The following is a 23036-nucleotide window of genomic DNA, read 5'->3' as shown; positions in this document are numbered from 1 at the left end:
CCGGAATAACGGAGACCTCCCTCCGTTATACAGGGCACGTTATCCGGAGATGAGTCTCCGTTACAGCCTTTGGAGGAGCACCATGTTCATCGCCACCCTCATCCTCAGCGTGCTCTTCGCCGCCCTGTTGGTGGTGTCCGCCGCCGGGAAGCTTCGGGGCGAGGCGTCCCAGGTCGCGACACTGGAGCGGGTCGGTGCCCGGAAACTCGCTCCGGTCCTCGCCCTCCTCGAACTCGCCGGTGCCGCCGGCCTGGTCGCCGGATTGGCCTGGTGGCCGATCGGGATCGCGGCCGGCACTGGGATCGCGCTGTACTTCCTCGGCGCGATCGGAGCTCATCTGCGGGTGAAGGACACCGCCGTCACTCCGGCCGCTGTGCTGCTGGTGGTCTCGCTGGCCGCCGTCACGATGCGCGCCCTGACCGCCTGACCCGGACTCCGGGTTGGGAGACCGGACGGGGAACGAGGCTCACCATTCCTCGTTCCCCGTCATCCCCTGGTCCCCACCGGGAGGTCTTACACGTTTGTCGATGCCCGCGATCAGGGCGATCAAACGCTAGATTTCGACAATGCGCAGCGGTTCGGGTCGATGGGTTCCGTCCCCTGTGACACTGGTGCTGGTCACCGGAGTCTTCGCACTGGTCGGCAACCTCGCGACGAACACAGTGGAGCCACCCGACTCGTGGTCGTGGTGGGCGCCGCTGGTGTGGGCGGTCGCGGCTCTCGTACTGATCGGCTCGATGCTCCTCGAGTTTCTGCGGTTCCGCCGGCCGGAGCGGGCCGGCGGCGGCGCCGTCTTCGGCGCTATCCCGCGCCCGGCGTGGCACTACCAGGAGCGGCCGGCCGAACGGCGCGCTCTGGATCAGGCGCTCGGCCGGCGCGGACGGGCAGCTCTCGTGGCGCTGCCCGGTCAGCGCGGCGCCGGGAAGTCCCAGTTGGCGGCGGCCTACGCCCGCCAGTGCGTACGCGACGAGTTCGACCTGGTCGCGTGGATCAACGCCGAGGGCTCACCCGTGCCGGAGCTGGGGCGGCTCGCGGTCCGGACAGGCGCGGCGTCAGCCGACGAGAACGCGGAGGACGCGGCGGCCTCGCTGTGCCGATGGCTGGCCGACCAGCGAGACGGGCGGCGCCTACTGGTGCTGGACAACGTCGACGACCCGGACAGTCTGCGGCACGTTCTCCCGGCAACCGGCACTACCAAGATCCTCATCACCAGCAACCGTCAGGACGTCGCCACGATGGACGGCGTCATGGCCGTCGAGGTCGGCGTCTTCACCCCGGCGCAGGGCCGCGCGCTGCTTCACTCCGCGACCGGTCTGCCGGACGACGACGACGCGATCGCGGTCGGCACAGCGCTGGGATGGCTGCCGCTCGGCCTGTCGCAGGCCGCGGCCACCATCCGGCAGCGACGCTGGTCCTGCCGCAGATACCTGGCCGAACTCGACGGCCGGTGCCTCGACGACGTGCTCCAGCAGCGGGCCGGGACCGACCATCCCGGCGTGCTCAAGGCGATGCAGATCAGCGTGGAGCAGTTGGGGCGGGACGACACCAGTGGCGACGCCACCGGCCTGCTGACTGTTCTCGCGTTGCTCGCACCCGAGGGCATCCACCGCAGGTTCCTGTCGGACGGCAGGGAGGCGCTGGGCCTCACGGAGTCGCTCGACGCCGCCCTGGAGCACTTGGCCACCGCATCGCTGGTCACGCTCGCCGGGCCGGTCCCCGAGGCGGACCGGGACCCCGTCGTGGTGGTCGTGCACCGGCTGACCGCCCGGATTGTCCGCCATCAGTGGCCGTCGCCGGCCGCTGCCGCCGTCGCGACCGCCCTGCTCACTCATCTGACGGCCTGGTTCCCGGTCACGCAGGTGGCGCTGCGGCGAGCCGAGCTGGACGAGATGGTCGCGCACATCGAGACGCTGGGCGGGCACATCGGCGACGGACCCGCTCACGGGGTCCTGGCCCTGAAACGCTGGGCGGGGAACGCTTTGCTGGCCGCCGGTGACCTGGGCCGCGGGCTCGGGCTGCTCGAGTCGATCCACGCCAGGGGCGAGCAGGTTCTGGAATCGGGGAGCCCGCGAATGATCGCCATCCGGGACAGCCTCGCGTCCGCCTGGACGGCCGTGGGGCGGGCCGGCGAGGCCATCCCGCTGTTGCGGACGAATCTCAGCGAGCTGGAGCGCACCGCGCCGGACCGCCAGGACACCTCGACCTGCCGGAACAACCTCGCGTACGCCTACCGGCAGGCGGGGCGGATCGACGAGGCCATCACGCTTTATCAGGCGAACCTGACGGCGCGGGAGAGGATGCTCGGTCACCACCACCCACAGACACTGGCCGCCCGCCACAACCTTGCCGGCGCCTATCGGGCAGCGAGTCGCCTCGACGAGGCGGTCGCCATCCTCGAGCCGAATCACGCCGAGATCGAGGCGGCGCTCGGGCCGGACGATCCCAGCGTCCTGCTCTCCCGCAGTCTCCTGGCCCGCACGTTCCTGGAAGCGGGGCGGCTCGACGAGGCGGTCGAGCTCTACGAGGAGAACGCCGCCAGATCCGAGCGGGCCATGGGCTCCGACCACCCGGAGACGCTCTCGCGCCACGGCGGGCTCGCCCGTGCGTACCGGGCGGTGGGCCGGCGCGACGAGGCGGTCGCGCTCTTCGGGAGCACCCTGACCGCCTGCGAGCGGGTCCTGGGCGCCGACCATCCGGACACCGCGCGGATGCGCCGGTGGCTGGCCGACACGCGCCGGGAGGGGACGTCGTGAAGGACGAAGGCCGGGGCGCGCCGTTGAGCCCCGGCCTTCGTGGTCGGTGTCAGGAGCGGGTCAGCGGCACCTCCAGCCGTGACCCCAGCTCCTCGAACGTGATGCCGAAGGTGTCCGTGACCCGGACGCCGTCCGGGGTGATGACGAACGTCGCGAGTTCGGTGTAGACGCGGGTCACACAGGACTTTCCGGTCAGCGGGTAGGTGCAGGACGGCACCAGCTTCGGCTCGCCGGATTTGGTGAACAGCGTCATCATCACCCACACCTCCTTGGCGCCCACCGCGAGATCCATCGCGCCGCCGACGGCCGGGATGGCGTCCGGTGCGCCGGTGTGCCAGTTGGCCAGGTCGCCGGCGGCGGACACCTGGAAGGCGCCCATCACGCAGACGTCGAGGTGGCCTCCGCGCATCATCGCGAACGAGTCGGCGTGGTGGAAGTAGGCGGCGCCGGGAAGCTCGGTGACCGGCTGTTTCCCGGCGTTGGTGAGGTCCCAGTCGGCCTCGGAGTCCGGGACCACCTCGCCCATGCCGAGCATGCCGTTCTCGGTGTGCAGGACGACACCGCTGTCCGGCGAGAGGTGGTGGGCGATCGTGGTGGGCTGGCCGATGCCGAGGTTCACGTACGCGCCGTCGGGGATGTCGGCGGCGACGAGGCGGGCGAGGTCGTCCTTGCCGAGACTCATCGGGGCACCTCCACTAGGCGGTTCACGTAGATCGACGGGGTGACCACGGCTTCCGGGTCGAGTTCGCCGACCTCGACGATCCGGGAGACCTGGGCGATCGTGACGGTGGCGGCGGTCGCCATGACCGGGCCGAAGTTGCGGGCGGTCTTGCGGTAGACCAGGTTGCCGAGCCGGTCAGCGCGATAAGCCGAAATAAACGACACATCGCCCTTGATGGGATATTCGAGAGTGTAGGAACGCCCGTCGATCGTTCGGGTCTCCTTGCCCTCGGCCAGCAACGTTCCCACGCCGGTCGGGCTGTAGAAGGCGCCGATCCCGGCCCCCGCGGCACGCAGGCGCTCCGCCAGGTTGCCCTGCGGGACCACCTCCAGCTCGATCTTCCCGGCACGGTAGAGCCCGTCGAAGACCCAGGAGTCGACCTGCCGGGGGAAGGAACAGATCATTTTGCGTACGCGGCCCGCCGCCAGCAGCGCCGCGAGCCCGGTGTCGCCGTTGCCCGCGTTGTTGCTGACGATCGTGAGATCGCCCGCCCCGTGCTCGATCAGCGCGTCGATCAGCTCGACCGGCATGCCGGCCATGCCGAACCCGCCGATGAGCACGGTGTCGCCGTCCTTGACCGCGGAGACCGCTTCCCCCGCGCCGGTGATGATGGTCTTCACTGAGTGCAGTTCTCCAGGACGACGGCGAGGGCCTGTCCCACGCCGATGCAGATCGCCGCGACGCCCCATCGCTGGTTGCGTTCGCGCAGCACGTGGGCGAGGGTGCCGAGGATGCGGGCACCCGAGGCGCCGAGCGGATGACCGATGGCGATCGCGCCGCCCCGGGTGTTGACGATCTCCGGGTCGACGCCCCACGCGTCCACGCAGGCCAGGGACTGCACGGCGAAGGCCTCGTTGAGCTCGACCGCGCCCACGTCGGACCAGCCGATGCCGGCCCGGCTCAGCGCCTTCTCGGCGGCCTCGACCGGGGCGAATCCGAACTCCTGCGGGTCGACGGCGTGCGCGGCCCGGCCGGCGATGCGGGCGATCGGGTCGAAGCCGATGTGGAAGGCGGCCGCGGCCGATCCGAGCAGCACCGCCGCCGCGCCGTCGTTGAGCGGCGACGCGTTGCCGGCGGTGATCGTGCCCTCCTTGCGGAAGGACGGTTTCAGCGACGCCAGCTTCTCGACGGTGCTGCCCGCCCGGATGCCCTCGTCCCGAGCGAGTTCTCCCACCGGAACCGTCAGATCAGCATAAAAGCCTTCATCCCACGCTTTAGAGGCAAGAACATGCGAGCGTACGGCGAAAGCGTCCTGCCGCTCCCGTGCGATCCCGTACTTGTCGGCCAGCTGCTCGTTGCACTCCCCCAGCGACGCCGTCCACTCCGCGGGCATCCGGGGGTTGACCAGGCGCCAGCCCAGTGTGGTGGAGACCGCCTCGAGGTTGCCGGCCGGGAACGCGCGGGACGGCTTCGGCAGCACCCACGGCGCCCGGGTCATCGACTCGACCCCGCCGATCACCACGATCTCCGCGTCGCCGGCCGCGATCGCCCGTGACCCGATGATCGCCGCGTCCAGGCTGGAGCCGCAGAGCCGGTTGACCGTGTTGGCCGGCACCGAGGTGGGCAGCCCCGCGAGGAGCACCGCCATCCGGCCGACGTTGCGGTTGTCCTCACCGGCGCCGTTGGCGTTGCCCCAGTGCACGTCGTCGATCCGGGCCGGGTCCAGTTCGGGTGCCTTGGCGAGCAGGCCGGTCAGCGCGGTGGCGGCCAGATCGTCCGGCCGCACGTCGGCGAGCGCGCCGCTGTATCGGCCGAACGGCGTGCGTACGGCGGCGTAGACGAACGAATCGGTCACTGAGACTCCTCAAGTACACGCTGCGCGATGCGGAAGGCGGTGTTGGCGGCCGGAACGCCGCAGTAGATCGCGGTCTGCAGGATCACCTCTTTGATCTCGTCCACGGACAGCCCGTTGGTACGCGCCGCCCGCACATGCATGGCCAGTTCCTCATGATGGCCGAGGGCGATCAGCGCGGTCAGGGTGATCAGCGATCGGTCGCGCCGGGGCAGACCGTCGCGCGTCCAGATCTCACCCCAGGCGTACCGGGTGATCAGGTCCTGGAAGTCGCGGGTGAACGCGGTGGTGCCGGCCGTGGCCCGGTCGACGTGCGCGGGGCCGAGCACCTCGCGGCGGACCCTGGTGCCGGCCGCGCGCTGGGAGTCGAAGTGCTGGTCGAGCAGGAACGCCACGATCTCCGGCGACTCGGCCGGCGCCAGGTGGGCGACGCCGTCGAGGACCACGAGACGGCCGTCGAGCACGGTCTCGGCGATCTCGGCGAGGCCGTCCGGAGGCGTGGGCCTGTCCAGGGCTCCGGCGACCGCGAGCACCGGGGCGGTGATTTCGGCGAGCTGTTCCCGTACATCAAAATCGGCCAATGCGAGACAAGCCTGCGCGTAGCTCTCGGCGTCCGTCGCGCGCAGCGCGGCCAGCAGTGGGTCCGCGACGGAGGCGGCGAGGCCCGGCGCGAACCAGCGCTCGATCGAGCCGGCCACCACCGCCTCCGTGCCCTCGGCACGGACCAGCTTCGCCCGGTCGTGCCAGGCCGATGCCTCGCCGATCTTCGCGCCGGTGCAGAGCAGCGCCGCGGCGGCGACACGCTCCGGGAAGTCCAGCAGCAGTTGCAGTCCGACCGCGCCGCCGATCGAGTCGCCGGCGTAGCGGAACGACTCGCCGGGCCGGATCCGATCAGCCAGCGCCACCACCTCGCGGGCCACGTCGGGGATGCGCCACGGTCCGGGCGCGGGTGCGCTGCGGCCGTGGCCCGGAAGGTCGAAACCGACGACGTGATAGTCGCCGTAGAGCCGTTCCGCGCAGCGTGCCCAGAGCGATTCGGCGCTGGTGCCGACCGACGATCCGAGCAGCAGCAACGGCCGTCCGGGCGCGTCGGTGAAGGTGGTGGCGGTCAGCAATGAGGCTCCTTCGCGCGGGTGATCGCCGCGTCGATGATCTGGTCGGTGGCGCCGAGGTAGGGCTCGTCCGGCGCGGCGTCCGGGGCGATCGAGCGCTGCTCGGCGTCGATGCCCGGGCGGGCGGCGGCCAGGTTGGCGGTCATCCACGCAGTCTCCACCTGGAGACCGGCCAGCAGTTCGGCGGTCTGGGACCCGGCGGTGACGGTGTGCCGGGCGAGCGTGCGCAGGGTGGCCCACTCGACGTGCCAGCCGCCGTCCGGCCGCTCGTCGACAGCGGCCGCGGCGGCCGTGTGCAGGGTGGCGGCGAGCGGCGGCCCGGCCAGCGCGGCCCTGCGGACCAGGATGGCCAGGACCGGGTTCTGCTTGTTCGGCATGGTGGACGAGCCGCCGCGGCCGAACACCGTGCCCTCGGTCAGCTCGTGGATCTCCGGGCGGGCCGCGACCAGCACGTCGTTGGCGATCCGGCCCCACGCGTCGGTGCACGTCACCAGCGCGTCGGCGGCGCCGGTCAGCGGGGCGCGGGCGGTGTGCCAGGGGGTCCGGTACAGCAGGCCGAGCGCGTCCGCGGCGGTGTCGACCAGGTCGCGGACCGCTTCCGGCGATCCGGCGAGGGCGACCGGCGCGGCGAGGCTCCCGGCGGCGCCGCCGATCTGCACCGGCAGCCGGTCCGCGGTGGCGGAGAGGGCGTCGCGGGCGTCGAGCACGCCGGTCAGCCAGCCGGCGGCCTTGAGACCGAACGAGATGGGTACGGCGTGCTGCGTCAGTGTCCGCCCGGCCATCGGGGTGCCCCGGTGGTGCTCGGCGAGACCGATGAGCGTGGCGGTCTGCGCGGCCAGGTCGTCACGTACCCGGTCGAGGGCGTCCCGCAGGCACAGCACGAGACCGGTGTCCAGGACGTCCTGGCTGGTCAGGCCCTTGTGCAGGGCGGCCGCGGCGGCCTCGTTGCGCTCTTTGAGACGGGCGCGCAGCAGCTTGAGCAGTGGGATGACCGGGTTGCCGCCCGCCTCCGAGTCGCGCGCCACGGTGTCGACGTCGTCCGGCCCGACCAGGCCGGTGAGGTCGTCGCGGGCGTCCGGACCGGCCACTCCCGAAAGGACCAGGGCGTCCAGCCAGGCCGCCTCGACGCGGACCATCGCCGCCAGCACCGCCGCGCCGGTGAACAGGTCACCGGCGCGGTCGTCACCGGGCCACAACAGATCGCTCACGCCGTACCCCTGGAAAAAACGACGCGGCCGGAAGCCGCGCCACTCACGCCCATGCGTCCCGGAGCCGCGGATAGGTCAGGAAAACGGTCTCGTCGTCACCCTGCAGGCGCACGTCGAAGATCAGACCGCCGGGCTCGCGGGTGGCGATCAGCGTGGACCGGCGCTCCGGCGCGACCGATTCGAGGAGGGTGTCGCGCGCCAGCACGTCGGGGTCGTCGGGCAGGTAGGCGCGGGTGAACAGCCGGTCGAGCAGGCCGCGGGCGAAGACCGTGACGGCGAAGAACGGCGCCCTGCCGGGTTCGGTGGCACCCGGTTCCAGGGTGGCGAACTGGTAGTGCCCGTCCGGGTCGGTGGCGGCGCGGCCCCACCCGGTGAAGGTCCAGCCGTCGCGGCGCAGCGAGCCCGGCCGGCGCGTGATGACGCCCTGCGGGTCGGCCTGCCAGATCTCCAGCACGGCGTCCGGCACCGCGGCGCCGGCGCCGTCGGTGACCCGCCCGTGCAGCCGGACCGCGCGGGGATGGGCCGGCGGCACCAGCTCGTTCATCCGCGGGTACTCGAGCCCGAGGTGGAAGAAGGGGCCGACGGTCTGGCCCGGAACCGCTGTCATGCGACGTCCTCGGTGTCGGATTCGAGCGGGGTGCGGTGGGTCCCGGTGAGCACGATGTCCCATCGGTAGCCGGTGCTCCACTCGGGTGCGGTCAGGTCGTGGTCGTACTGGGCGATCAGCAGGTCCCGCGCCTTCGGGTCGGTGATCGACTGGTAGATCGGGTCCAGCGCGAAGAGCGGGTCGCCCGGGAAGTACATCTGGGTGACCAGGCGCTGGGTGAAGTCGGTGCCGAAGATCGAGAAGTGGATGTGCGCCGGGCGCCAGGCGTTGACGTGGTTGCGCCACGGGTACGGTCCCGGCTTGATCGTCTGGAACCGGTACGACCCGTCGGGCCCGGTGATGCAGCGGCCGACGCCGGTGAAGTTGGGGTCGTGCGGCGCCGGGTGCTGGTCGCGCTGGTGCCGGTAGCGGCCCGCCGCGTTCGCCTGCCAGACCTCGACCAGCTGGTTCGCGACCGGGCGCCCGTCGCCGTCCAGGACCCGGCCGGCCACCACCATCCGCTCGCCGATCGGCGTGCCGGCGTGCTGGATGGTCAGGTCGGCCTCGTCGTCGGCGACGTCGCGGTGACCGAAGGCGGGCGCCCACAGCTCGACCGACTCCGGATCGATCAGGTGGGCCGGCTGCTTCGGGTGCCGCAGTGTGCTGCTGCGGTACGACGGATAGTCGAGCCGCGGCTGCGGACCACCCGGCTGCAGGGCCGCCGCCTCGATCTCGGCGTTGATGTCAGCTTGTGACGACTCCATGTTCACGTTCCGGACGCTAGGCGGTCGGCGGTCATCCGGCGATACTCTTCTTCCATTCAACGGAAGGCAATCCCCGGAAGGAGAGTCGTGGGCGCCAGCGTCACGTCCCGGGCGCTCGACCTGCTCGGCGCGTTCGACGGCGAGCACCGAAGCCTCTCCCTCACCGATCTGGCCCGCCGCGCGAGCATGCCCCTCGCCACCGCACATCGCCTGGTCGGCGAGCTGCACCGGTGGGGCGCGCTGGCCCGGGAACCCAACGGGGAGTACGTGATCGGCCGCCGGATCTGGCAGCTCGGGCTGCTGGCACCGGTACAGAGCGGTCTACGCCAGGCGGCCTCACCATTTTTGCACGATTTGTACGGCACCACCCTCGCCACCGTGCACCTCGCCGTACGGGACGGCATCGAGGTCCTCTATGTCGAGCGCCTGGCCGGCCACGTCTCGGTCCCGGTGGTCAGCCGGGTCGGCTCGCGGCTGCCGATGCACGCCACCGGGGTCGGCAAGGTGCTGCTGGCGTACGCGCCCGAGGAGGTTCGCGCCGAGGCCCTGGGAAACCTCACACGGATCACCGCGTACACCGTCACGCAGCCCGCCCGCCTGCTGGAACAGCTGCGCCGGGTGCGGGCCGAGGGCTACGCGACCACCGGCGAGGAGATGAGCCTGGGCGCCTGCTCGGTGGCCGTTCCGGTACGCACCGGCGACGTCGTGGTGGCCGCTCTCGGCATCGTGGTTCCCGACCTGCGGCGCCAGCTGCCGCGACTGGTGTCGGCGCTGCAGGTGGCGGCGAACGGGATCGGGCGGACCCTGACGGCTTCCGTTGGATGGAATCAGGGTCTTGCCGGGGGCCGTGCCGCTACCGAAGGCTGAGCGCATGCGTACCCAGGTCGCCATCATCGGCGCCGGCCCGGCCGGCCTGCTCCTGTCCCACCTGCTCGCTCAGGGCGGGGTCTCCTCGGTGGTCCTCGAGACCCGGTCCGAGGAGTACGTCGCGGCGCGGATCCGCGCGGGCATCCTGGAGCACTCCAGCGTCGAGCTGCTGGAGTCGGCGGGGCTGGGTGACCGGATCCGCAAGGAGGGTGACCACCATCGCGGCATCTATCTGCAGTGGCCCGGCGAGCGGCACCACCTGGACTTCGTGAACCTCGTGGGCCGGTCAGTGTGGGTCTACGGCCAGACCGAGGTGCAGAAGGATCTGGTAGCCGCCCGAACCGCCGAAACTTATTACGACATTTCGGACACTTCCCTGCATGACGTTTCCGATAAGCCTTTTGTGACTTTTACGGATAAGTCTGGAAAAAGCCAGCGCCTGGACTGCGACGTCATCGCGGGCTGTGACGGCTCGTTCGGGCCGAGCCGCCACGCCGTCCCGGCCGCCAAGGTGTTCGAGAAGACCTACCCCTACTCCTGGTTCGGGATCCTCGCCGACGTCGCGCCCTCCACCGACGAGCTGATCTACGCCTGGCACCCGAACGGCTTCGCCCTGCACTCGATGCGCTCGGCCACGGTGAGCCGCCTCTATCTGCAGGTTCCGAACGGCACCGACCCCGAGTCCTGGTCCGACGACCGGATCTGGGAGGAACTGGCCACCCGCCTCGGGCACGGCCAGAACGGCTGGAAGCTGACGCCCGGCCCGATCACCGACAAGAGCGTGCTGCCGATGCGCAGTTACGTGCAGACACCGATGCGGCACGGCAACCTCTACCTGGCCGGCGACGCCGCGCACATCGTCCCGCCCACCGGCGCCAAGGGCCTCAACCTGGCCATCGCCGACGTCGCGCTGCTCAGCAAGGCCCTGATCGCGCTGATCAACGAGAAGAACCCGGCGCTCGCCGACCGGTACTCCGACGACGCGCAGCGCCGGGTCTGGCGGTGCACACACTTCTCCTGGTGGATGACGACCATGCTGCACACGTCCGGTGACCCGTTCGACGCCGAACTGCAGCTGTCCCAGTTGCGCTGGGTGGCGAACAGCGAGGCCGGCGCAACGGGTCTCGCCGAGAATTACGCCGGCCTGCCGATCGGTTACTGAGCGGATGCCTGCGCCGGGGGTGACTCCGTGGTGCCCTCCGGCGGGTTGGTGGCCTCGATCGTGGGCGGCGCCGGCGCGTGGTCGACGGCCTCCCGATACGTCCCCGTGGGCAGCGTCGACGGGCTCGCGTCCGGCGGCACCTGCCCGTTGGGCGCGGCGGGCTCGCGGGCCAGCAGGCCCTTGCCGAGCGACGCCAGGGTGGCCAGGAACGCCACGTTCAGCGCGGCACCCCAGTCGAACGCGGTGATGTCGAAGACGCCGGCCACCATCGACCCGGACAGCGCGCCCAGGAACGTCTTGGCGAGCCGGACCAGCAGGTCGGGCCAGAACGCGAGGTTGGTGAACTTACCGAGGTACTGCACGCCGGTCAGCAGCAGCGAGGCGACGAACGCGCTGACCGCCAACGTGATCGCCTGCTTCCACGGAAGCTGACCGATCACACCGACCCCGCCCGCGAGCAGGGTCGCCACGAACACCTGTCCCGCGGACCACCCGGCCCGCTCCAGGAAGTCCAGTACTATAGCTCTCCATTTAGGAACTGTCTGCGTCACAGATATAGACCTTCCTCGCTCGGGAGATCACCGATAATCGTCCGAACGGCGGATGAGTTCGCGAATCGGGCTCCCGATCGCCGGGTCCACCGGGTATCGCTTGGAGAGCCATTCCAGGATCGCCCGGGCCGCGTCGGCGTTGCCGGTGTATCCGGGGGCCATCGCGGCCAGCGGCAACGGGTACGTCCGCTCCACCCGGCGCGACGGGTTGAACGGGTCGCGGTACGGCGCCTCACCGGTTTCGAGGCGGGCCAGGGCGATGACGCTGTCCAGGGCCCCGGTCTGGATCTCCCGCATGGCGGCCAGGCGCTCACCCCGCAACTCCAGGTGCATGCCGGTGTAAAGGCAGGTCAGCGCGTAGTTCAGGTGGTAGCCGGCGGAGTCGTACGGCGTGTGGGGCACGGGCGCGTGATTCTCGGCGAGGCCCTGCGGGGCGTCGGCGCGGCGCCAGACCAGGCGGGCACCGGAGAACGGGACGTGGGCCAGTTCGGCGACGGTGAGCACGCGGTACTCGGCGAAGATGCCGTCGGCGTACAGGACGCAGCGGCCGTCGCGCTCGTTGGCGAAGCTGTAGACGACCCGGGCCTGCTCCTCCAGCCAGTCGTACCGGTCCAGGTAACGCCACTTGGCGCCGTCCATGACGACCAGCAGGAAGTCGAGGTCGGAGTGGTCGTCGAGGCGGGCCCGCTGGGCACCCGCCGAGCCCAGGCCGAGAACGGCGATGGTGTCGTCGCGAGCACTGAGGCAGGTGGCGATGTCATCGAGGCGCTGAAGAGTCGGGTGCATACCTAGGGAGCATCACCGATCCCCGTCGATCCCCCAAGCCCTAGTTTCGGGGCATGCTGAACGATCTCCTCGGCGGTCTGCACCCGGTGCTCGTGCTCGTCGTCGTGGGCGTGCTGGTCACGGCCGAGTCCGCGCTGCTGGCGGGGCTCGTGCTGCCGGCCGCGACTGCGCTGGTGGCGATGGGGCTGCTCGCCAACGCGGGGGTCGTGCCGCTGGTGCCCGCTTTGGCGGTGGGCGCGGGCGCGGCGGTGCTGGGCGGGAATCTCGGCTATCTCTCGGGGCGGCGCCGGGCCGTCGAGGCGACCGGCAGCCGGGCGGAGCGGTTGTTCACGAAATACGGCGGGCGGGCGATCTTTCTCGGTCAGTGGGTGGTCGGTGCGCGTACCCTCATGCCGCGTCTGGCCGCGCGTCACGGCGTACCCCATCGTGGTTTTCTTGCCCGGCACACGCCGGCGGCGATCCTCTGGGCCTGGTGGATGGTGGGTGCGAGCTACGCGGCCGGGGCTTCCTACGAGGTGGTTGCCGCGCGTGCCGGGCGTGCCGCCGGCGCACTCGCGGCCATCGCGGTGCTCATTCTCGGACTGATTCTGGCGGGCCGTTGGTTCGGGCAAAACCCCGATTTCGTACGCGCGATCGCACGGCCGCTGGCGGAACGTCTGCGGTGGCGGTTCCGGCCCGTGCACCCGGTCATCGCCGCCGGGCTCAGCCTGGGCCTGCTCACCTCGCTCGCGGTGCTGCTCGTGGCCGTCATCCCGCCGGTCGTCCGGTTCAGTGGCCTGGTCGCGACCGACGACGTGGTCGCCGAGTGGGCCCGCTCGCAGTGGACGTCGGACGGCTACCTGTTCGCGCTGGACGCCGCGACCACGTCCGCCCCCGAGGTGCTGATCGTGCTGGCCGTGCTGGTCTCGCTGGGCCGCTGGTGGTTCGGCCGGTGGTGGTCGGGCCGGGGCCGCGGCGGCTGGCCCGGCCTGCTGGAGGCGCTCGGCCCGGTACTGCCCGCGGTGATCCTGGCCCTCGTGCTGGCCGTGGCCGTCGAGCCCGGCTGGCGGGCCGCCGAGACGCTGGTCTTCCCGGCGCCCGCCGAGTTCGACGGCGTGCTCCCGCTGGACGCCGCCGCGATCGCGCTGGCCTCCATGTCGGCCGGGCAGACCGCGCAGATGGCGGCGGCGGCCGGACTGCTCGCCTGGCTGGTCGCCCGGAACCTGCCGTGGCGCTGGCAGGTCGCGGTCTGGACGGCCACCGTCACCTGCACGGTGGTGAGCGCCGGATCATGGGTCTACCTGGGCTGGAGCAGGTTGAGCGAGACCGTGGCGGCGCTGATGCTCGGTATCGCCTGGGCCGCATTGAACGCAGCGGTATGGTCTGGTCGCGCCGAGCGTCCATCATGGGGGGATGTTCTCCCGAATACGCCGGCGGGCGAGGATCAACCGGCTGCCGGACGGTGTGCCGCGTCAGGTGCTGGCACTGGCCTCGTCGCTCGATCCTGACGGCATCCCGGAGGCGCTGTTCACCACGGCGGCGGTGACCGGCCACCTGGCCGTCGGCGCCGATGACGTGCGGGCCGCCCTGCGGGAACTGCACCGGCTCCGGCTGATCAAGAACGCGCCGGTCGTCCGGGTTCCGCTGGACGTCCGGGGCAACGCCGGCTCGTTCCCGGAGACGGTCGCCGCCGACGCGCTCGCCGAGCTGTGGCCGCGGACCGAGAACGGGCCGGGTCACGCCCGGATGCTGCGGGCGAACGTCGCGGCCCTGCACACCGACCGCCTCTGCGAGTCCGGCGTGCACCGGGTGCTGTTCCGGGTCACCAACAGCCTGGGCGAGTCCGGTCAGCCGGCCGCCGCGATCGCGCTGCTCGAGCGGATGCTCGACCAGGCGCTGACCTCCCTCGGGCCGGACCACCCGGACGTCCTGGCGATCCGGCACAACATCGCGTACTGGCTCGGCAAGTCGGGCCGGGAGGCGGCTGCCGTCGGCCTGCTGACCGGCCTGCTGGAGGCCGAGGAACGCGCACTCGGCCCGGACCATCCCGGGCCGCTGAGCACCCGGCGCACCCTCGCCGAGCTGCGCGGCGACCCGCCCGAGGTCCTGGAGACCCTGGTCGCCGACCACGTACGGGTACACGGGCCGGACCATCCGGAGACGTTCGGGACGCGCGGCGTGCTGGCCACCCGGCGCGGCGAGGATGGTGACCCGGCCGGCGCGGTCGCCGAGTTCGAGCGGCTCGTCACCGACCTGCGGCGCAAACGCGGCGACGACGACCCGGAGCTGCTGACGGCTCGCGGGAACATCGCGCTGTGGCACGCGGAGGGCGGCAACGCCCGGCGAGCCGAGCGGATCGCCACCGAGCTGCTGCCCGACGTCACCCGGGTCCTCGGGCCGGACGCGGTGCAGACGCTCGACCTGCGCGCGGACATCGCCCGGTTCCAGGGCGAGGCCTCCGGCAGCGAGGACGGCGCGGCGCGGACCGCGGCGGCCCTCGCCGGCCTGGTCCCGGACTACCGGCGGGTTCTCGGTGCGGACCATCCCCGCACGCTGTCGCTGCGCACCGACGTGGCGCGCTGGCACACCGCCTCCGGCGACCGTACCGCCGGCGTCCGTGAGTACCAGTCCGTCCACGCCGACCTGCTGCGCGTGCTCGGCCCGGACGCGGACGAGACCCACCTCGCCCTGATCGGCGCCCGCAGCGCCGCCGGCGACCTCGACGGGATGACCGACGCCCTGGAGCAGGTGTTCCGCCGCGACGAGCGGCTGCTCGGCGCCGACCATCCCGACACGATCGCGGCGCGGGCCCGGCTGGAGGACTGGCGGGCCCGCCTGCGCTGACGCTTTATGCGGGGGGTGTCAGCAGGTAGTCGTCGGCCTCGGCGCTCCAGGCCAGGCCGATCGCGCCGGCCGTGGCTGCGGCCTTGGCGAACTGCAGGAAGCTGCGGTAACCGAGCTTGCGCTCGCTGAAGTCGGGTGCCGCCCTGCGGACCTTGTTCTTCAGGCCGGACAGGGCGACCGAGCCGGTGCCGCCGGTCAGGTCGGCGACCACGGTGCGCAGCAGGCCGAACGCCGCCTCGCGGTCGCCGTGCTCGGGCAGCGAGACCTCGGGATCGCCCTTGGCCTGACCGTCGCTCAGCTCGATGACGTTGCCGCTCGCGAGGTGCCGCAGCAGCTCACCGAACGCCCGGAAGCCGTAGTCCGCCTCGTTGAAGGTGGGATCCTTGCGCAGCAGCGTGCGCTTGAGGGTCGAGGCGGTCACCCCGCCGCTCGCGCTGCGCTGCAGGCCGGAGACGGTCTGGGCGACCAGCGTGGCCAGGGTCTCCGCGTCGCGAGCAGGCGGCTCGGGGGCGGGCTCCGGCTTCACCGCGGCGGGCTCCGGCTTCACCGGGGCGGGCGGCCGGCTGCTGCGAGCCGGTCGGGGCGCCGGCACCTCGACTCCGTCGAGCCGGTCGTAGAAGAGGAACTCGTCGCAGGCCGGCGGCAGCAGCGCCGACGTGGTCCGCTCGACGCCGACCCCGATCACCCGCTTGTTGAGTTCCCGCAGCTTGTGGACCAACGGGGTGAAGTCGCTGTCGCCGGTACCCAGCACGAACGTCGAGATGTACTCGCGTTCGAAGGCGAGCTCGAGCGCGTCCACCACCATCTTGATGTCGGCGGCGTTCTTGCGGGAGGCGCCCATCCGCTGCGGAATCTCGATCAGCTCGACGTGCGAGCGGGTGAGCATCCGGCGGTCCTCGCCGAAGAACGACCAGTCGGCGTACGCGCGGCGGACCACCACGCGGCCGCGCTCGGCGAGCGCGTCGGCAACCGGGCGCAGGTCGAAGGCCATACCGCCGAGGTGTTCGCGCGCGCCGATCGCCAGATTCTCGTAGTCGAGGAACAGGGCGATGCGCTCTTCTTGATCCACGCAGCAAGCCTACGCAACCGGGCCCGTCTGGCGACGGGCCCGGCTGCGGTGGGGGGGTATCGGTCAGGTTTCGGTCAGGGCAGGACGGGGCGGTCCTCACCTCCGCCGTACTGGTGGCTGGCGACGATCTGGGTGCCGGTCACGTAGCTCTTGATGTGCCACTGGCCGTTGCCCTTGCGGAAGACTCCGAAGTCGTCGTACCCGTCGCCGTCGTAGTCGCCGACGACCGGGATGTCACTGGGGTCGCCGCCGTACGGGTGCTGCGCGAGGAGCTGCTGGCCGTTGCGGATGTTCTTCACGTGCCACTGGCCCACACCGGACCGGTATACCCCGATCTCGTCGAACCCGTCCCCGTTGAAGTCACCGACCACCGGAACGTCGCTCGGGTCACCGCCGTAGGAGTGGCTGGCCAGGATCTGGTTGCCGGTCCGGTAGCTCTTGACGTGCCACTGGCCGTTGCCCTCGCGGTAGACACCGAAGTCGTCGAACCCGTCACCGTCGAAGTCACCGACCACCGGGACGTCGCTCGGGTCACCGCCGTAGGAGTGGCTCGCCAGGAGCTGGGTGCCCTTGGCGTAGCTCTTGACGTGCCACTGGCCGTTGCCCTTGCGGTAGACACCGAAGTCGTCGAACCCGTCACCGTCGAAGTCGCCGGTCACCGGGATGTCGCTCGGATCGCCACCGTACGGGTGCTGCGCCAGAAGCTGCTGGCCGTTGCGGATGTTCTTCACGTGCCACTGGCCCACACCGGACCGGTAGACGCCGATCTCCGGGTAGCCGTCGCCGTTGAGGTCGGGTGACACCGGGACGTCGCTCGGGTCACCGCCGTACGGGTGGCTGGCCAGGACCTGCGTGCCGGTCGCGATGTTCTTGACGTTCCAGAAGCCGTTCGTCCGGTACAGCGCCAGTTCGGCGCGCCCGTCGCCGTCGAAGTCGCCCTCGGTGCGTTTCGCCGTCTTGCCGGCCAGCGCGGCCAGGTCGGCGAGCGAGCCGTTGAAGACGTCCCGGTCGACGTTGCCGCTGACGCCGGGCACCGAGCCCGTGCTGGTGTACTGCCAGATCGTCCAGCGGCTCCAGCCGGCCGAGAGCGAACCCGGCGAGGAGGCGTAGGTGGCGTGGAACAGCGGCAGCGACCCGAAGGCGGTGCTGCTGCCGGTGCACGGGTTCCACCAGTTCGGGTTGGTGTAGATGACCGCGTCGACGCCGGTGCGTGCCTTCACCTGGTTCACGAAGGCGCGGATCCAGCTGACCATCTGACTGGTGCTCAGCCCGTAGCAGGGCGACGGGCTGCCGGAGCCCTCCCACGGCCACTCGATGTCGAGCATCGGCGGCAGGGTCTTGCCGTCCTTGACGTATCCGGCCCGGTCGAGGAACCAGTTCGCCTCGGCCGTGCCGGTGTTCCGGTCCGGGCGGGCGAAGTGGTAGGCACCGGCGTACAGGCCGGCGGCCTTGGCACCGGAGTTGTTGGCGGCGTAGGAGGGGTCGGTGAAGTGGGTGCCCTCGGTGGCCTTGGCGTAGGAGAACCTCTCCCCCGACGCGGCGACCTGGGACCAGTTGATCGTGCCCTGGTGGTGCGAGACGTCGACGCCGCGGACCGAGTAGTCGGAGGGTGCGGCGGCGGCCGCTTTCAGGGTCGGGGTGGCTTCGTCGTAGGGGACGCCGTAGCCGGCGTGGGCCTGGCCGTCGCCGGGAGTGCCGGCCGCGGCCGCCGGGGTGGCGGTGCCGGCCAGGACGGTGAGAGCGACGAGGGTGATGGCAGCGATTCTCATGAGAGTCACCCGGGTCACTTCAGGACGGGGATGTCGTCGCCGCCGCCGTACTGGTGGCTGGCCAGGATCTGGTTGCCGGTCTTCACGCTCTTCACGTGCCACTGACCGTTGCCCTTCCGGAAGACCGCGATGTCGGTGAAGCCGTCACCGTCGTAGTCGCCGGCCGCCGGGATGTCGCTCGGGTCACCGCCGTACGCGTGGCTCGCCAGGATCTGGGTGCCCTTGGCGTAGCTCTTGACGTGCCACTGGCCGTTGCCCTTGCGGTAGACACCGAAGTCGTCGAACCCGTCACCGTCGAAGTCGCCGATCACCGGGATGTCACTCGGGTCACCGCCGTACGGGTGCTGCGCCAGAAGCTGCTGGCCGTTGCGGATGTTCTTCACGTGCCACTGGCCCACACCGGCCCGGTAGACCCCGATCTCGTCGAACCCGTCCCCGTTGAAGTCACCGACCACCGGGACGTCGCTGGGGTCACCGCCGTAGGAGTGGCTCGCCAGGATCTGGTTGCCGGTCTTGTAGCTCTTGATGTGCCACTGGCCGTTGCCCTTGCGGTAGACACCGAAGTCGTCGAACCCGTCACCGTCGAAGTCACCGGTCACCGGGATGTCGCTGGGGTCGCCGCCGTACGGGTGCTGAGCGAGCAACTGCTGGTTGTTGCGGACGTTCTTCACGTGCCACTGGCCGACACCCTTGCGGTAGACGCCGATCTCCGCGTAACCGTCGCCGTTGAGGTCCGCCGAGACCGGGATGTCACTCGGGTCGCCGCCGTACGGGTGGCTCGCCACGATCTGCTGCCCGCTGCCGACGTTCTTGATGTTCCAGTAGCCGTTAGCGGTCCGGTACAGCGCCAGTTCGGTACGCCCGTCACCGTCGAAGTCGCCCTTCGGGTGCTCGGGCTCGGTGACCGAGTCGACGATGTTCACGTACCGGATGCCGCCGAAGTTGGCGGTCACGTAGGACCAGGCCAGAGTGCTGTACTCGGTCTTGCGGCCCCAGTCGCGCTCGGCGTACGTCCAGACGCCGGCCGTCGGGTCGCCGGCGTCGACCCACTTGGCGAACAGCTCGATGTGGCCGTCCTTGAGGATCGCGTCGCCCGGCTTGAGCGAGGTCAGGCCGATGTTCGTCTTGAGGCTGGTGGCGTGGAAATCGTCGGTGTTGAGGTCCCAGCCGTTGGACTTCTTCTTCAGGTGCCAGGCCATCGACACGAGGCCGGAGCAGTCGGGGCGGTAGGTGTGGCCGTCGCCGTCGGAGATCGCGGCCGCCTGGTCCTGGCTGTACCAGGTGTCGCCGCGGTCGTACCAGTACTTGGCGCGGGCGACCACCTCGGAGCGGCTGATCGTGCCACCGAGTTCGCTGGCGGCGGCCGGCTGGGCACCGACGAATGTCGTGCCTGCCACCATAGCGAAGATCATCGATGTTACGAGGCCGAGTTTGTTGCGCATGGAACTCCTTCGGTAGGGGTGGTTGTCAGGCGCTGGGCGCCTTGGTGGTGAACGGGGTCGCGTCGATCTGCCCGAACTTGCAGACCGGGCCCGCCGAGTACGGGATCTCGATACCGACGGTGTCCGGCGGGGCGTAGACGGTGAGGATCGTGGCGGTGCGCTGGCAGTCGCCGGTGGTGGGTTCGTCGGGGCCGGCCACGGTGCTCCAGGCGAGCGTCGACCAGGCGGCGGCGCCGGGTGCGAGCGTCACGGCGGCCTTCGTGCCGGCGCGGACCGTACGGGTGGAGACCGGGTCCTTGCGGCCGTCGAGCAGCTGCAGGTCGGGGAAGCCGTTCAGGGCGCACGGCTCGGTGGCCTTGTTGACGACGCTGAGGTACGCCCGGCGGGAGCCGTTGGACTCCGCCGCCGTCCGCAGCTGGGCGGTGAGCGCGATGCCGGTGCAGTTCGCCGCCGCGGCGGTCCCCTTCGCGGCCGGCTTGGCCGTTCCGGCAGGCTTGGCCGCTCCGGCGGTCTTGGCCGCTCCGGCAGTCTTGGCCGCCTTGGTGGACGGCGGCAGTGCGCCCAACGGGGTTTCCGTGATCATCGGCGGCACGGCGCTCGGCGGCTGGGTCGCGACGGGTGCGGCGGCCGCCGGGGAGGCCTCGGTGAGGTCGTCCGGTGCGCCGCATCCGGCCAGACCGGCCGTCAGCGCGATGATCATCATGGTGGTGCGCAGATTCTTCACCGAGAGTTCTCCTAGCGGTCTACTTCGGACAGCGCGATATTTCGAATGACAGGGTGGGGAAATCCCAGGCCCTCCAGGACGGCCCGGACGATCCCGGTTTCCGCAGTGGCCGTGGTGAATATCCCGACGGCCACGCCCTCCGGCCGGACCCGCACCGAGACGTGCTCGATTCCCGGCTGCGCAAGAAAGGCATTACGAATGGATTCGGCGACCTTTTCCGCGTCGCTTGTCGCTATTGTCGCCACCATCAGGCGCATAGGTCAGTCCCAGATGAGACTCTCCGCCACAGCCGTGCTGACCTGCACGAAGTCGGTGCCTGAGAGGACACCGGCGGTGATGACGAAAAGGCTGGCGAGGAGGCGAAAAGGCATGGCGGTACCCCGTTTCGAATTTCGGATTCCCTCACCGTTTCCGTTTTCCGGCGGGGCGTTCTGAAATCATTCTGCGAGCCGCCCGGTGCAAGCGGAAGAGTTCCGGGCTGGCCGGAACCGTCCATGGACCGTTGTGGCCGCCGTTGCGTGATCGTTCTCGGCTGTGGGAGCATCCACGCGCTACATCAACGGGGATCTTTGCGGGGGCGAGATCTGATGCTGGCTACCCTGGGCCTGACCGCGACTGCGGAATCCGTCTATCGCTGCCTGTTGCGCCGGCCCGAGTGGGGTGTGGCCGACATCGCGCAGCACCTGAACATCGCCGGCGAGGACGTGCGCGAGGCACTCGACTGCCTCTTCGACCTGGCGCTGGTCCGCGAGTCGGCCGACCTGCCGGGCGGGATCCACGTGGTGGACCCGGACGTCGCCCTGCGGCAGGCACTCGCGCGGCAGCAGGCCGAGGTGGCCCGCCGCCAGCAGGAGGTGGCCGAGAGCCAGGCAGCGGTCGCCCGGCTGATCGACGACTTCAGCCAGGCACGCCGGCAGGCGGAAGCGGCGACGACCGAACTGCTCGGGATGGACGCCGTGCAGGACCGGCTGGCGCGGCTCGCGCAGGAGACCAGCTTCGAGGTGCTGACGCTCATGCCGGGCGGCGCGCAGTCGCCGGGCGCCCTCGAACGGGCCCGGCAGAACGACACCAAGCTCCTCGAACGGCACGTCCGGATCAGGACCATCGGGCTGGACAGCATCCGCAACGACCCGGGGACCATGGCGCACGCGCGCTTCCTCACCGAGGGTGGGGCGGAGTTCCGTACGTCAGCGGTCCTGCCACCGCGGATGATCCTCGTCGACCGCCGGGCCGCCCTCGTGCCGATCGACGCTGCCGACACCCGCCGGGGCGCCCTCCTGGTGAACGGATCGGGGCTGGTCGCGGCAATGCTCGCGCTCTTCGAGCAGGTGTGGGACATCGCCACACCGCTGGGCGCGGCACGCGACCCGGACCGCGAGGGGCTGAGCGCTCAGGAGCGGGCGCTGCTGAAGCTGCTCGCGCAGGGCCTCACCGACGAGGCGGCGGCGACCCGGCTCGGCGTGTCACACCGGACCGCCCGGCGGATGATGGCCGACCTGATGGAGCGGCTCGAGGCCCGTAGCAGGTTCGAGGCCGGGTTGAAGGCCGCCCAGCGCGGTTGGCTCTAGCTTCAGGATGGTGCGGCTGCGACCGGGGCGTGGGTAGGCTTCCGCAGCCGCCGCCAGGCGCGCGGCATGATCGCGCTGCTTCTGCCAATGACCGTAGAGCGCACCGCGCCGGGAAAGCCGGTCCACCTCGCGGATGGTGTCCGGATCGACGTCGCCCGGCGGCGCGTCACGCCAGGGAGTGCCCGGCAGCGGCATGAACGTGTGCGCGTGGATCCGGGCGCCCAGGTCCGCCAGCTCACGCGCCAGCGTCAGCGAGTCGCGCACCTCCTCCTCGCCCTCCCCCGGCATCCCGAAGATCATGTCCACGTTGATCCGGAACCCCTCCTCGATCCCGAGCCGCGCGGCACGCTTGACCTCCTCGACACCGTGCCCCCGCTTGGCCGCCTCAAGAACCCGATCAGAACCGGACTGCGCCCCCACGATGATGTTGTTGTTGTCGCAGTACTTCTTGACGATCCTGAGGGCGGCCCGGCTCACGTGCTCCGGCCGGATCTCACTCGGGAACGATCCGAAGAAGACCCGCCCGCCCGGCCCGATCCCCTCCCGGCACGACGCCAGCATCTCCTCGACCGCGTCCAGGTCCGGCTCGTCGGTCTGAGTGCCCCAGGAGAGCGCCGTCGGCGTGATGAACCGGACGTCGCGCAGTCCCCGCACCCGCATCTGGTCCACATGCCACCGAATGTTCTCCAGACTCCGATGCCGAAATTTCGCCGAGAACATGAACGGTGTCTGACAAAAGCGACATGCGTAGATGCAGCCGCGAGTGATCTCCAGCGCGTTGAACCTGTCCCATTTGAGCGCGAAGCCGGGAAAGTCGTTGAGGTCGCGCTGCTTCGCCTTGCCGGTCCTGATCAGCTTGCCGGTGGCATCCCGATAGGCCAGGCCGGTGATGCCGGCCGGGTCGCCTTTGGCGTCCACCAGGCTGAGCAGGGTCGACTCGCCCTCGCCGATCGCGGCCATGTCCCAGCCCGCGTCGAGGGTCTGCACCGGCTCCGCGGTGGCGTGCACCCCACCCGCCAGATGGGTCACGTTCGGCCCGTCCGCTCTTTCCCTGATCTCCTTGAGCTCCCCGGCAAGCGCTGCCGCGTCAGGCGAATAGAAAGACCAGAGCACGAGGGTACGAGCCTCGCCGGCGTCCCGGATGTGCCGCGCGGTCTCCTCAACCGTGTTGCCGAAGCGGACCTGGTATCGGGTGGTGGTCTCGTGTTCGCCGAGCGCACCCAGCAGCACGTGGAAGCCGTAGGTCACCGCCTTGCGGTAACGCAACACCAGAACCAGCTCAGGACCATCCATCCCGCGATTCTGCCTCCCGGGACTGCCCGGCCGGTTGCAGGGCCGG

The 23036-nt window shown here is 70.8% G+C and carries 22 protein-coding genes and 1 pseudogene; 7 read left to right on the top strand and 16 right to left on the bottom strand.

All coding sequences use genetic code 11. The annotated features are described in order from the left end of the window. Positions 1-82: 82 nt before the first annotated feature. Positions 83-427, top strand: coding sequence for a DoxX family protein (locus AB0M02_RS26120; protein WP_364231019.1), 345 nt, complete (start codon positions 83-85; stop codon positions 425-427). A gap of 175 nt (positions 428-602) precedes the next feature. Next, positions 603-2753 (top strand): FxSxx-COOH system tetratricopeptide repeat protein, encoded by a 2151-nt coding sequence (gene fxsT / locus AB0M02_RS26115; RefSeq protein ID WP_364231018.1) that lies wholly within the window; start codon positions 603-605, stop codon positions 2751-2753. 49 nt (positions 2754-2802) lie between these two features. Here the strand turns inward: fxsT and AB0M02_RS26110 are convergent, their stop codons facing one another. From AB0M02_RS26110 to pcaH, 8 genes and pseudogenes are all read right to left on the bottom strand, one after another. Next, positions 2803-3435: a 3-oxoacid CoA-transferase subunit B gene (locus AB0M02_RS26110; protein WP_364231015.1), complete on the bottom strand. Its 633-nt coding sequence runs from the start codon at positions 3433-3435 to the stop codon at positions 2803-2805. Further along, positions 3432-4094, bottom strand: coding sequence for a 3-oxoacid CoA-transferase subunit A (locus AB0M02_RS26105; protein WP_364231013.1), 663 nt, complete (start codon positions 4092-4094; stop codon positions 3432-3434). The genes AB0M02_RS26110 and AB0M02_RS26105 overlap by 4 nt, the downstream gene beginning before the upstream one ends. Then, positions 4091-5269, bottom strand: a complete 1179-nt coding sequence (locus AB0M02_RS26100) for a thiolase family protein (protein WP_364231011.1) — start codon at positions 5267-5269, stop codon at positions 4091-4093. The genes AB0M02_RS26105 and AB0M02_RS26100 overlap by 4 nt, the downstream gene beginning before the upstream one ends. Next, positions 5266-5652, bottom strand: a complete 387-nt coding sequence (gene pcaC, locus AB0M02_RS26095) for a 4-carboxymuconolactone decarboxylase (RefSeq protein ID WP_364231087.1) — start codon at positions 5650-5652, stop codon at positions 5266-5268. Before pcaC ends, AB0M02_RS26100 begins: the two co-directional genes overlap by 4 nt. A gap of 15 nt (positions 5653-5667) precedes the next feature. Beyond that, positions 5668-6339, bottom strand: a pseudogene (locus tag AB0M02_RS26090) (alpha/beta hydrolase); the annotation flags it as partial. A 35-nt stretch (positions 6340-6374) separates the two neighbouring features. Next, complete coding sequence (locus AB0M02_RS26085; RefSeq protein WP_364231010.1) at positions 6375-7586, bottom strand: lyase family protein; 1212 nt, start codon at positions 7584-7586, stop codon at positions 6375-6377. Between the two features lie 43 nt (positions 7587-7629). Beyond that, positions 7630-8193, bottom strand: a complete 564-nt coding sequence (gene pcaG, locus AB0M02_RS26080) for a protocatechuate 3,4-dioxygenase subunit alpha (protein WP_364231007.1) — start codon at positions 8191-8193, stop codon at positions 7630-7632. Continuing rightward, entirely contained in the window at positions 8190-8936 is a 747-nt protein-coding gene (gene pcaH, locus AB0M02_RS26075; protein ID WP_364231084.1) for a protocatechuate 3,4-dioxygenase subunit beta, read from the bottom strand. Before pcaH ends, pcaG begins: the two co-directional genes overlap by 4 nt. Before the next feature lie 87 nt (positions 8937-9023). On the opposite strand from pcaH, the gene AB0M02_RS26070 reads away from it, so the two are divergent. Continuing rightward, positions 9024-9803 (top strand): IclR family transcriptional regulator, encoded by a 780-nt coding sequence (locus AB0M02_RS26070; RefSeq protein ID WP_364231005.1) that lies wholly within the window; start codon positions 9024-9026, stop codon positions 9801-9803. Between the two features lie 4 nt (positions 9804-9807). Then, positions 9808-10965, top strand: coding sequence for a 4-hydroxybenzoate 3-monooxygenase (locus AB0M02_RS26065; protein ID WP_364231003.1), 1158 nt, complete (start codon positions 9808-9810; stop codon positions 10963-10965). Here AB0M02_RS26065 and AB0M02_RS26060 read toward each other — a convergent pair. After that, positions 10959-11516: a holin gene (locus AB0M02_RS26060; protein ID WP_364231001.1), complete on the bottom strand. Its 558-nt coding sequence runs from the start codon at positions 11514-11516 to the stop codon at positions 10959-10961. The genes AB0M02_RS26065 and AB0M02_RS26060 overlap by 7 nt on opposite strands. Positions 11517-11543: 27 nt before the next feature. Beyond that, positions 11544-12302 carry a hypothetical protein gene (locus tag AB0M02_RS26055; protein WP_364230998.1) on the bottom strand — a complete coding sequence of 253 codons (759 nt, stop codon included), beginning with the start codon at positions 12300-12302 and terminating at the stop codon, positions 11544-11546. Between the two features lie 53 nt (positions 12303-12355). On the opposite strand from AB0M02_RS26055, the gene AB0M02_RS26050 reads away from it, so the two are divergent. Continuing rightward, positions 12356-13789 (top strand): DedA family protein, encoded by a 1434-nt coding sequence (locus AB0M02_RS26050; RefSeq protein WP_364230996.1) that lies wholly within the window; start codon positions 12356-12358, stop codon positions 13787-13789. Then, positions 13695-15125, top strand: a complete 1431-nt coding sequence (locus tag AB0M02_RS26045) for a tetratricopeptide repeat protein (RefSeq protein WP_364230994.1) — start codon at positions 13695-13697, stop codon at positions 15123-15125. The genes AB0M02_RS26050 and AB0M02_RS26045 overlap by 95 nt, the downstream gene beginning before the upstream one ends. A 4-nt stretch (positions 15126-15129) precedes the next feature. Here the strand turns inward: AB0M02_RS26045 and AB0M02_RS26040 are convergent, their stop codons facing one another. The 5 genes from AB0M02_RS26040 to AB0M02_RS26020 all read right to left on the bottom strand — a co-directional run bounded on the left by AB0M02_RS26040 (position 15130) and on the right by AB0M02_RS26020 (position 20386). Further along, complete coding sequence (locus tag AB0M02_RS26040; RefSeq protein WP_364230993.1) at positions 15130-16194, bottom strand: NYN domain-containing protein; 1065 nt, start codon at positions 16192-16194, stop codon at positions 15130-15132. A 74-nt stretch (positions 16195-16268) separates the two neighbouring features. Continuing rightward, entirely contained in the window at positions 16269-17963 is a 1695-nt protein-coding gene (locus AB0M02_RS26035; RefSeq protein ID WP_364230990.1) for a GH25 family lysozyme, read from the bottom strand. Between the two features lie 14 nt (positions 17964-17977). Further along, on the bottom strand, positions 17978-19363 hold the full coding sequence (locus AB0M02_RS26030; protein ID WP_364230988.1) for a VCBS repeat-containing protein: 1386 nt from the start codon (positions 19361-19363) through the stop codon (positions 17978-17980). 67 nt (positions 19364-19430) lie between these two features. After that, positions 19431-20129, bottom strand: coding sequence for a DUF4232 domain-containing protein (locus AB0M02_RS26025; protein ID WP_364230986.1), 699 nt, complete (start codon positions 20127-20129; stop codon positions 19431-19433). 11 nt (positions 20130-20140) lie between these two features. Next, complete coding sequence (locus AB0M02_RS26020; protein WP_364230984.1) at positions 20141-20386, bottom strand: hypothetical protein; 246 nt, start codon at positions 20384-20386, stop codon at positions 20141-20143. A gap of 330 nt (positions 20387-20716) precedes the next feature. Here AB0M02_RS26020 and AB0M02_RS26015 point away from each other — a divergent pair, with 330 nt between their 5' ends. Further along, entirely contained in the window at positions 20717-21697 is a 981-nt protein-coding gene (locus AB0M02_RS26015; RefSeq protein ID WP_364230983.1) for a LuxR C-terminal-related transcriptional regulator, read from the top strand. Here the strand turns inward: AB0M02_RS26015 and AB0M02_RS26010 are convergent. Further along, positions 21593-22990 (bottom strand): TIGR04013 family B12-binding domain/radical SAM domain-containing protein, encoded by a 1398-nt coding sequence (locus AB0M02_RS26010; protein ID WP_364230981.1) that lies wholly within the window; start codon positions 22988-22990, stop codon positions 21593-21595. The genes AB0M02_RS26015 and AB0M02_RS26010 overlap by 105 nt on opposite strands. Between the last annotated feature and the right edge of the window lie 46 nt (positions 22991-23036).

It is taken from the genome of Actinoplanes sp. NPDC051861 (genome assembly GCF_040681145.1).
Taxonomy (GTDB): domain Bacteria; phylum Actinomycetota; class Actinomycetes; order Mycobacteriales; family Micromonosporaceae; genus Actinoplanes.
This window is presented reverse-complemented; position numbering and strand designations above follow the sequence as displayed.

What these genes read in the sequence shown, in the direction of transcription:
- AB0M02_RS26120 (WP_364231019.1), top strand. Translation starts at nt 83, where the DNA reads ATGTTCATCGCCACCCTCATCCTCAGCGTGCTCTTCGCCGCCCTGTTG.
- AB0M02_RS26110 (WP_364231015.1), bottom strand. Translation starts at nt 3,435, where the DNA reads ATGAGTCTCGGCAAGGACGACCTCGCCCGCCTCGTCGCCGCCGACATC.
- pcaG (WP_364231007.1), bottom strand. Translation starts at nt 8,193, where the DNA reads ATGACAGCGGTTCCGGGCCAGACCGTCGGCCCCTTCTTCCACCTCGGG.
- pcaH (WP_364231084.1), bottom strand. Translation starts at nt 8,936, where the DNA reads ATGGAGTCGTCACAAGCTGACATCAACGCCGAGATCGAGGCGGCGGCC.
- AB0M02_RS26065 (WP_364231003.1), top strand. Translation starts at nt 9,808, where the DNA reads ATGCGTACCCAGGTCGCCATCATCGGCGCCGGCCCGGCCGGCCTGCTC.
- AB0M02_RS26055 (WP_364230998.1), bottom strand. Translation starts at nt 12,302, where the DNA reads ATGCACCCGACTCTTCAGCGCCTCGATGACATCGCCACCTGCCTCAGT.
- AB0M02_RS26050 (WP_364230996.1), top strand. Translation starts at nt 12,356, where the DNA reads ATGCTGAACGATCTCCTCGGCGGTCTGCACCCGGTGCTCGTGCTCGTC.
- AB0M02_RS26045 (WP_364230994.1), top strand. Translation starts at nt 13,695, where the DNA reads ATGTTCTCCCGAATACGCCGGCGGGCGAGGATCAACCGGCTGCCGGAC.
- AB0M02_RS26035 (WP_364230990.1), bottom strand. Translation starts at nt 17,963, where the DNA reads ATGAGAATCGCTGCCATCACCCTCGTCGCTCTCACCGTCCTGGCCGGC.
- AB0M02_RS26030 (WP_364230988.1), bottom strand. Translation starts at nt 19,363, where the DNA reads ATGGTGGCAGGCACGACATTCGTCGGTGCCCAGCCGGCCGCCGCCAGC.
- AB0M02_RS26020 (WP_364230984.1), bottom strand. Translation starts at nt 20,386, where the DNA reads ATGCGCCTGATGGTGGCGACAATAGCGACAAGCGACGCGGAAAAGGTC.
- AB0M02_RS26015 (WP_364230983.1), top strand. Translation starts at nt 20,717, where the DNA reads ATGCTGGCTACCCTGGGCCTGACCGCGACTGCGGAATCCGTCTATCGC.
- AB0M02_RS26010 (WP_364230981.1), bottom strand. Translation starts at nt 22,990, where the DNA reads ATGGATGGTCCTGAGCTGGTTCTGGTGTTGCGTTACCGCAAGGCGGTG.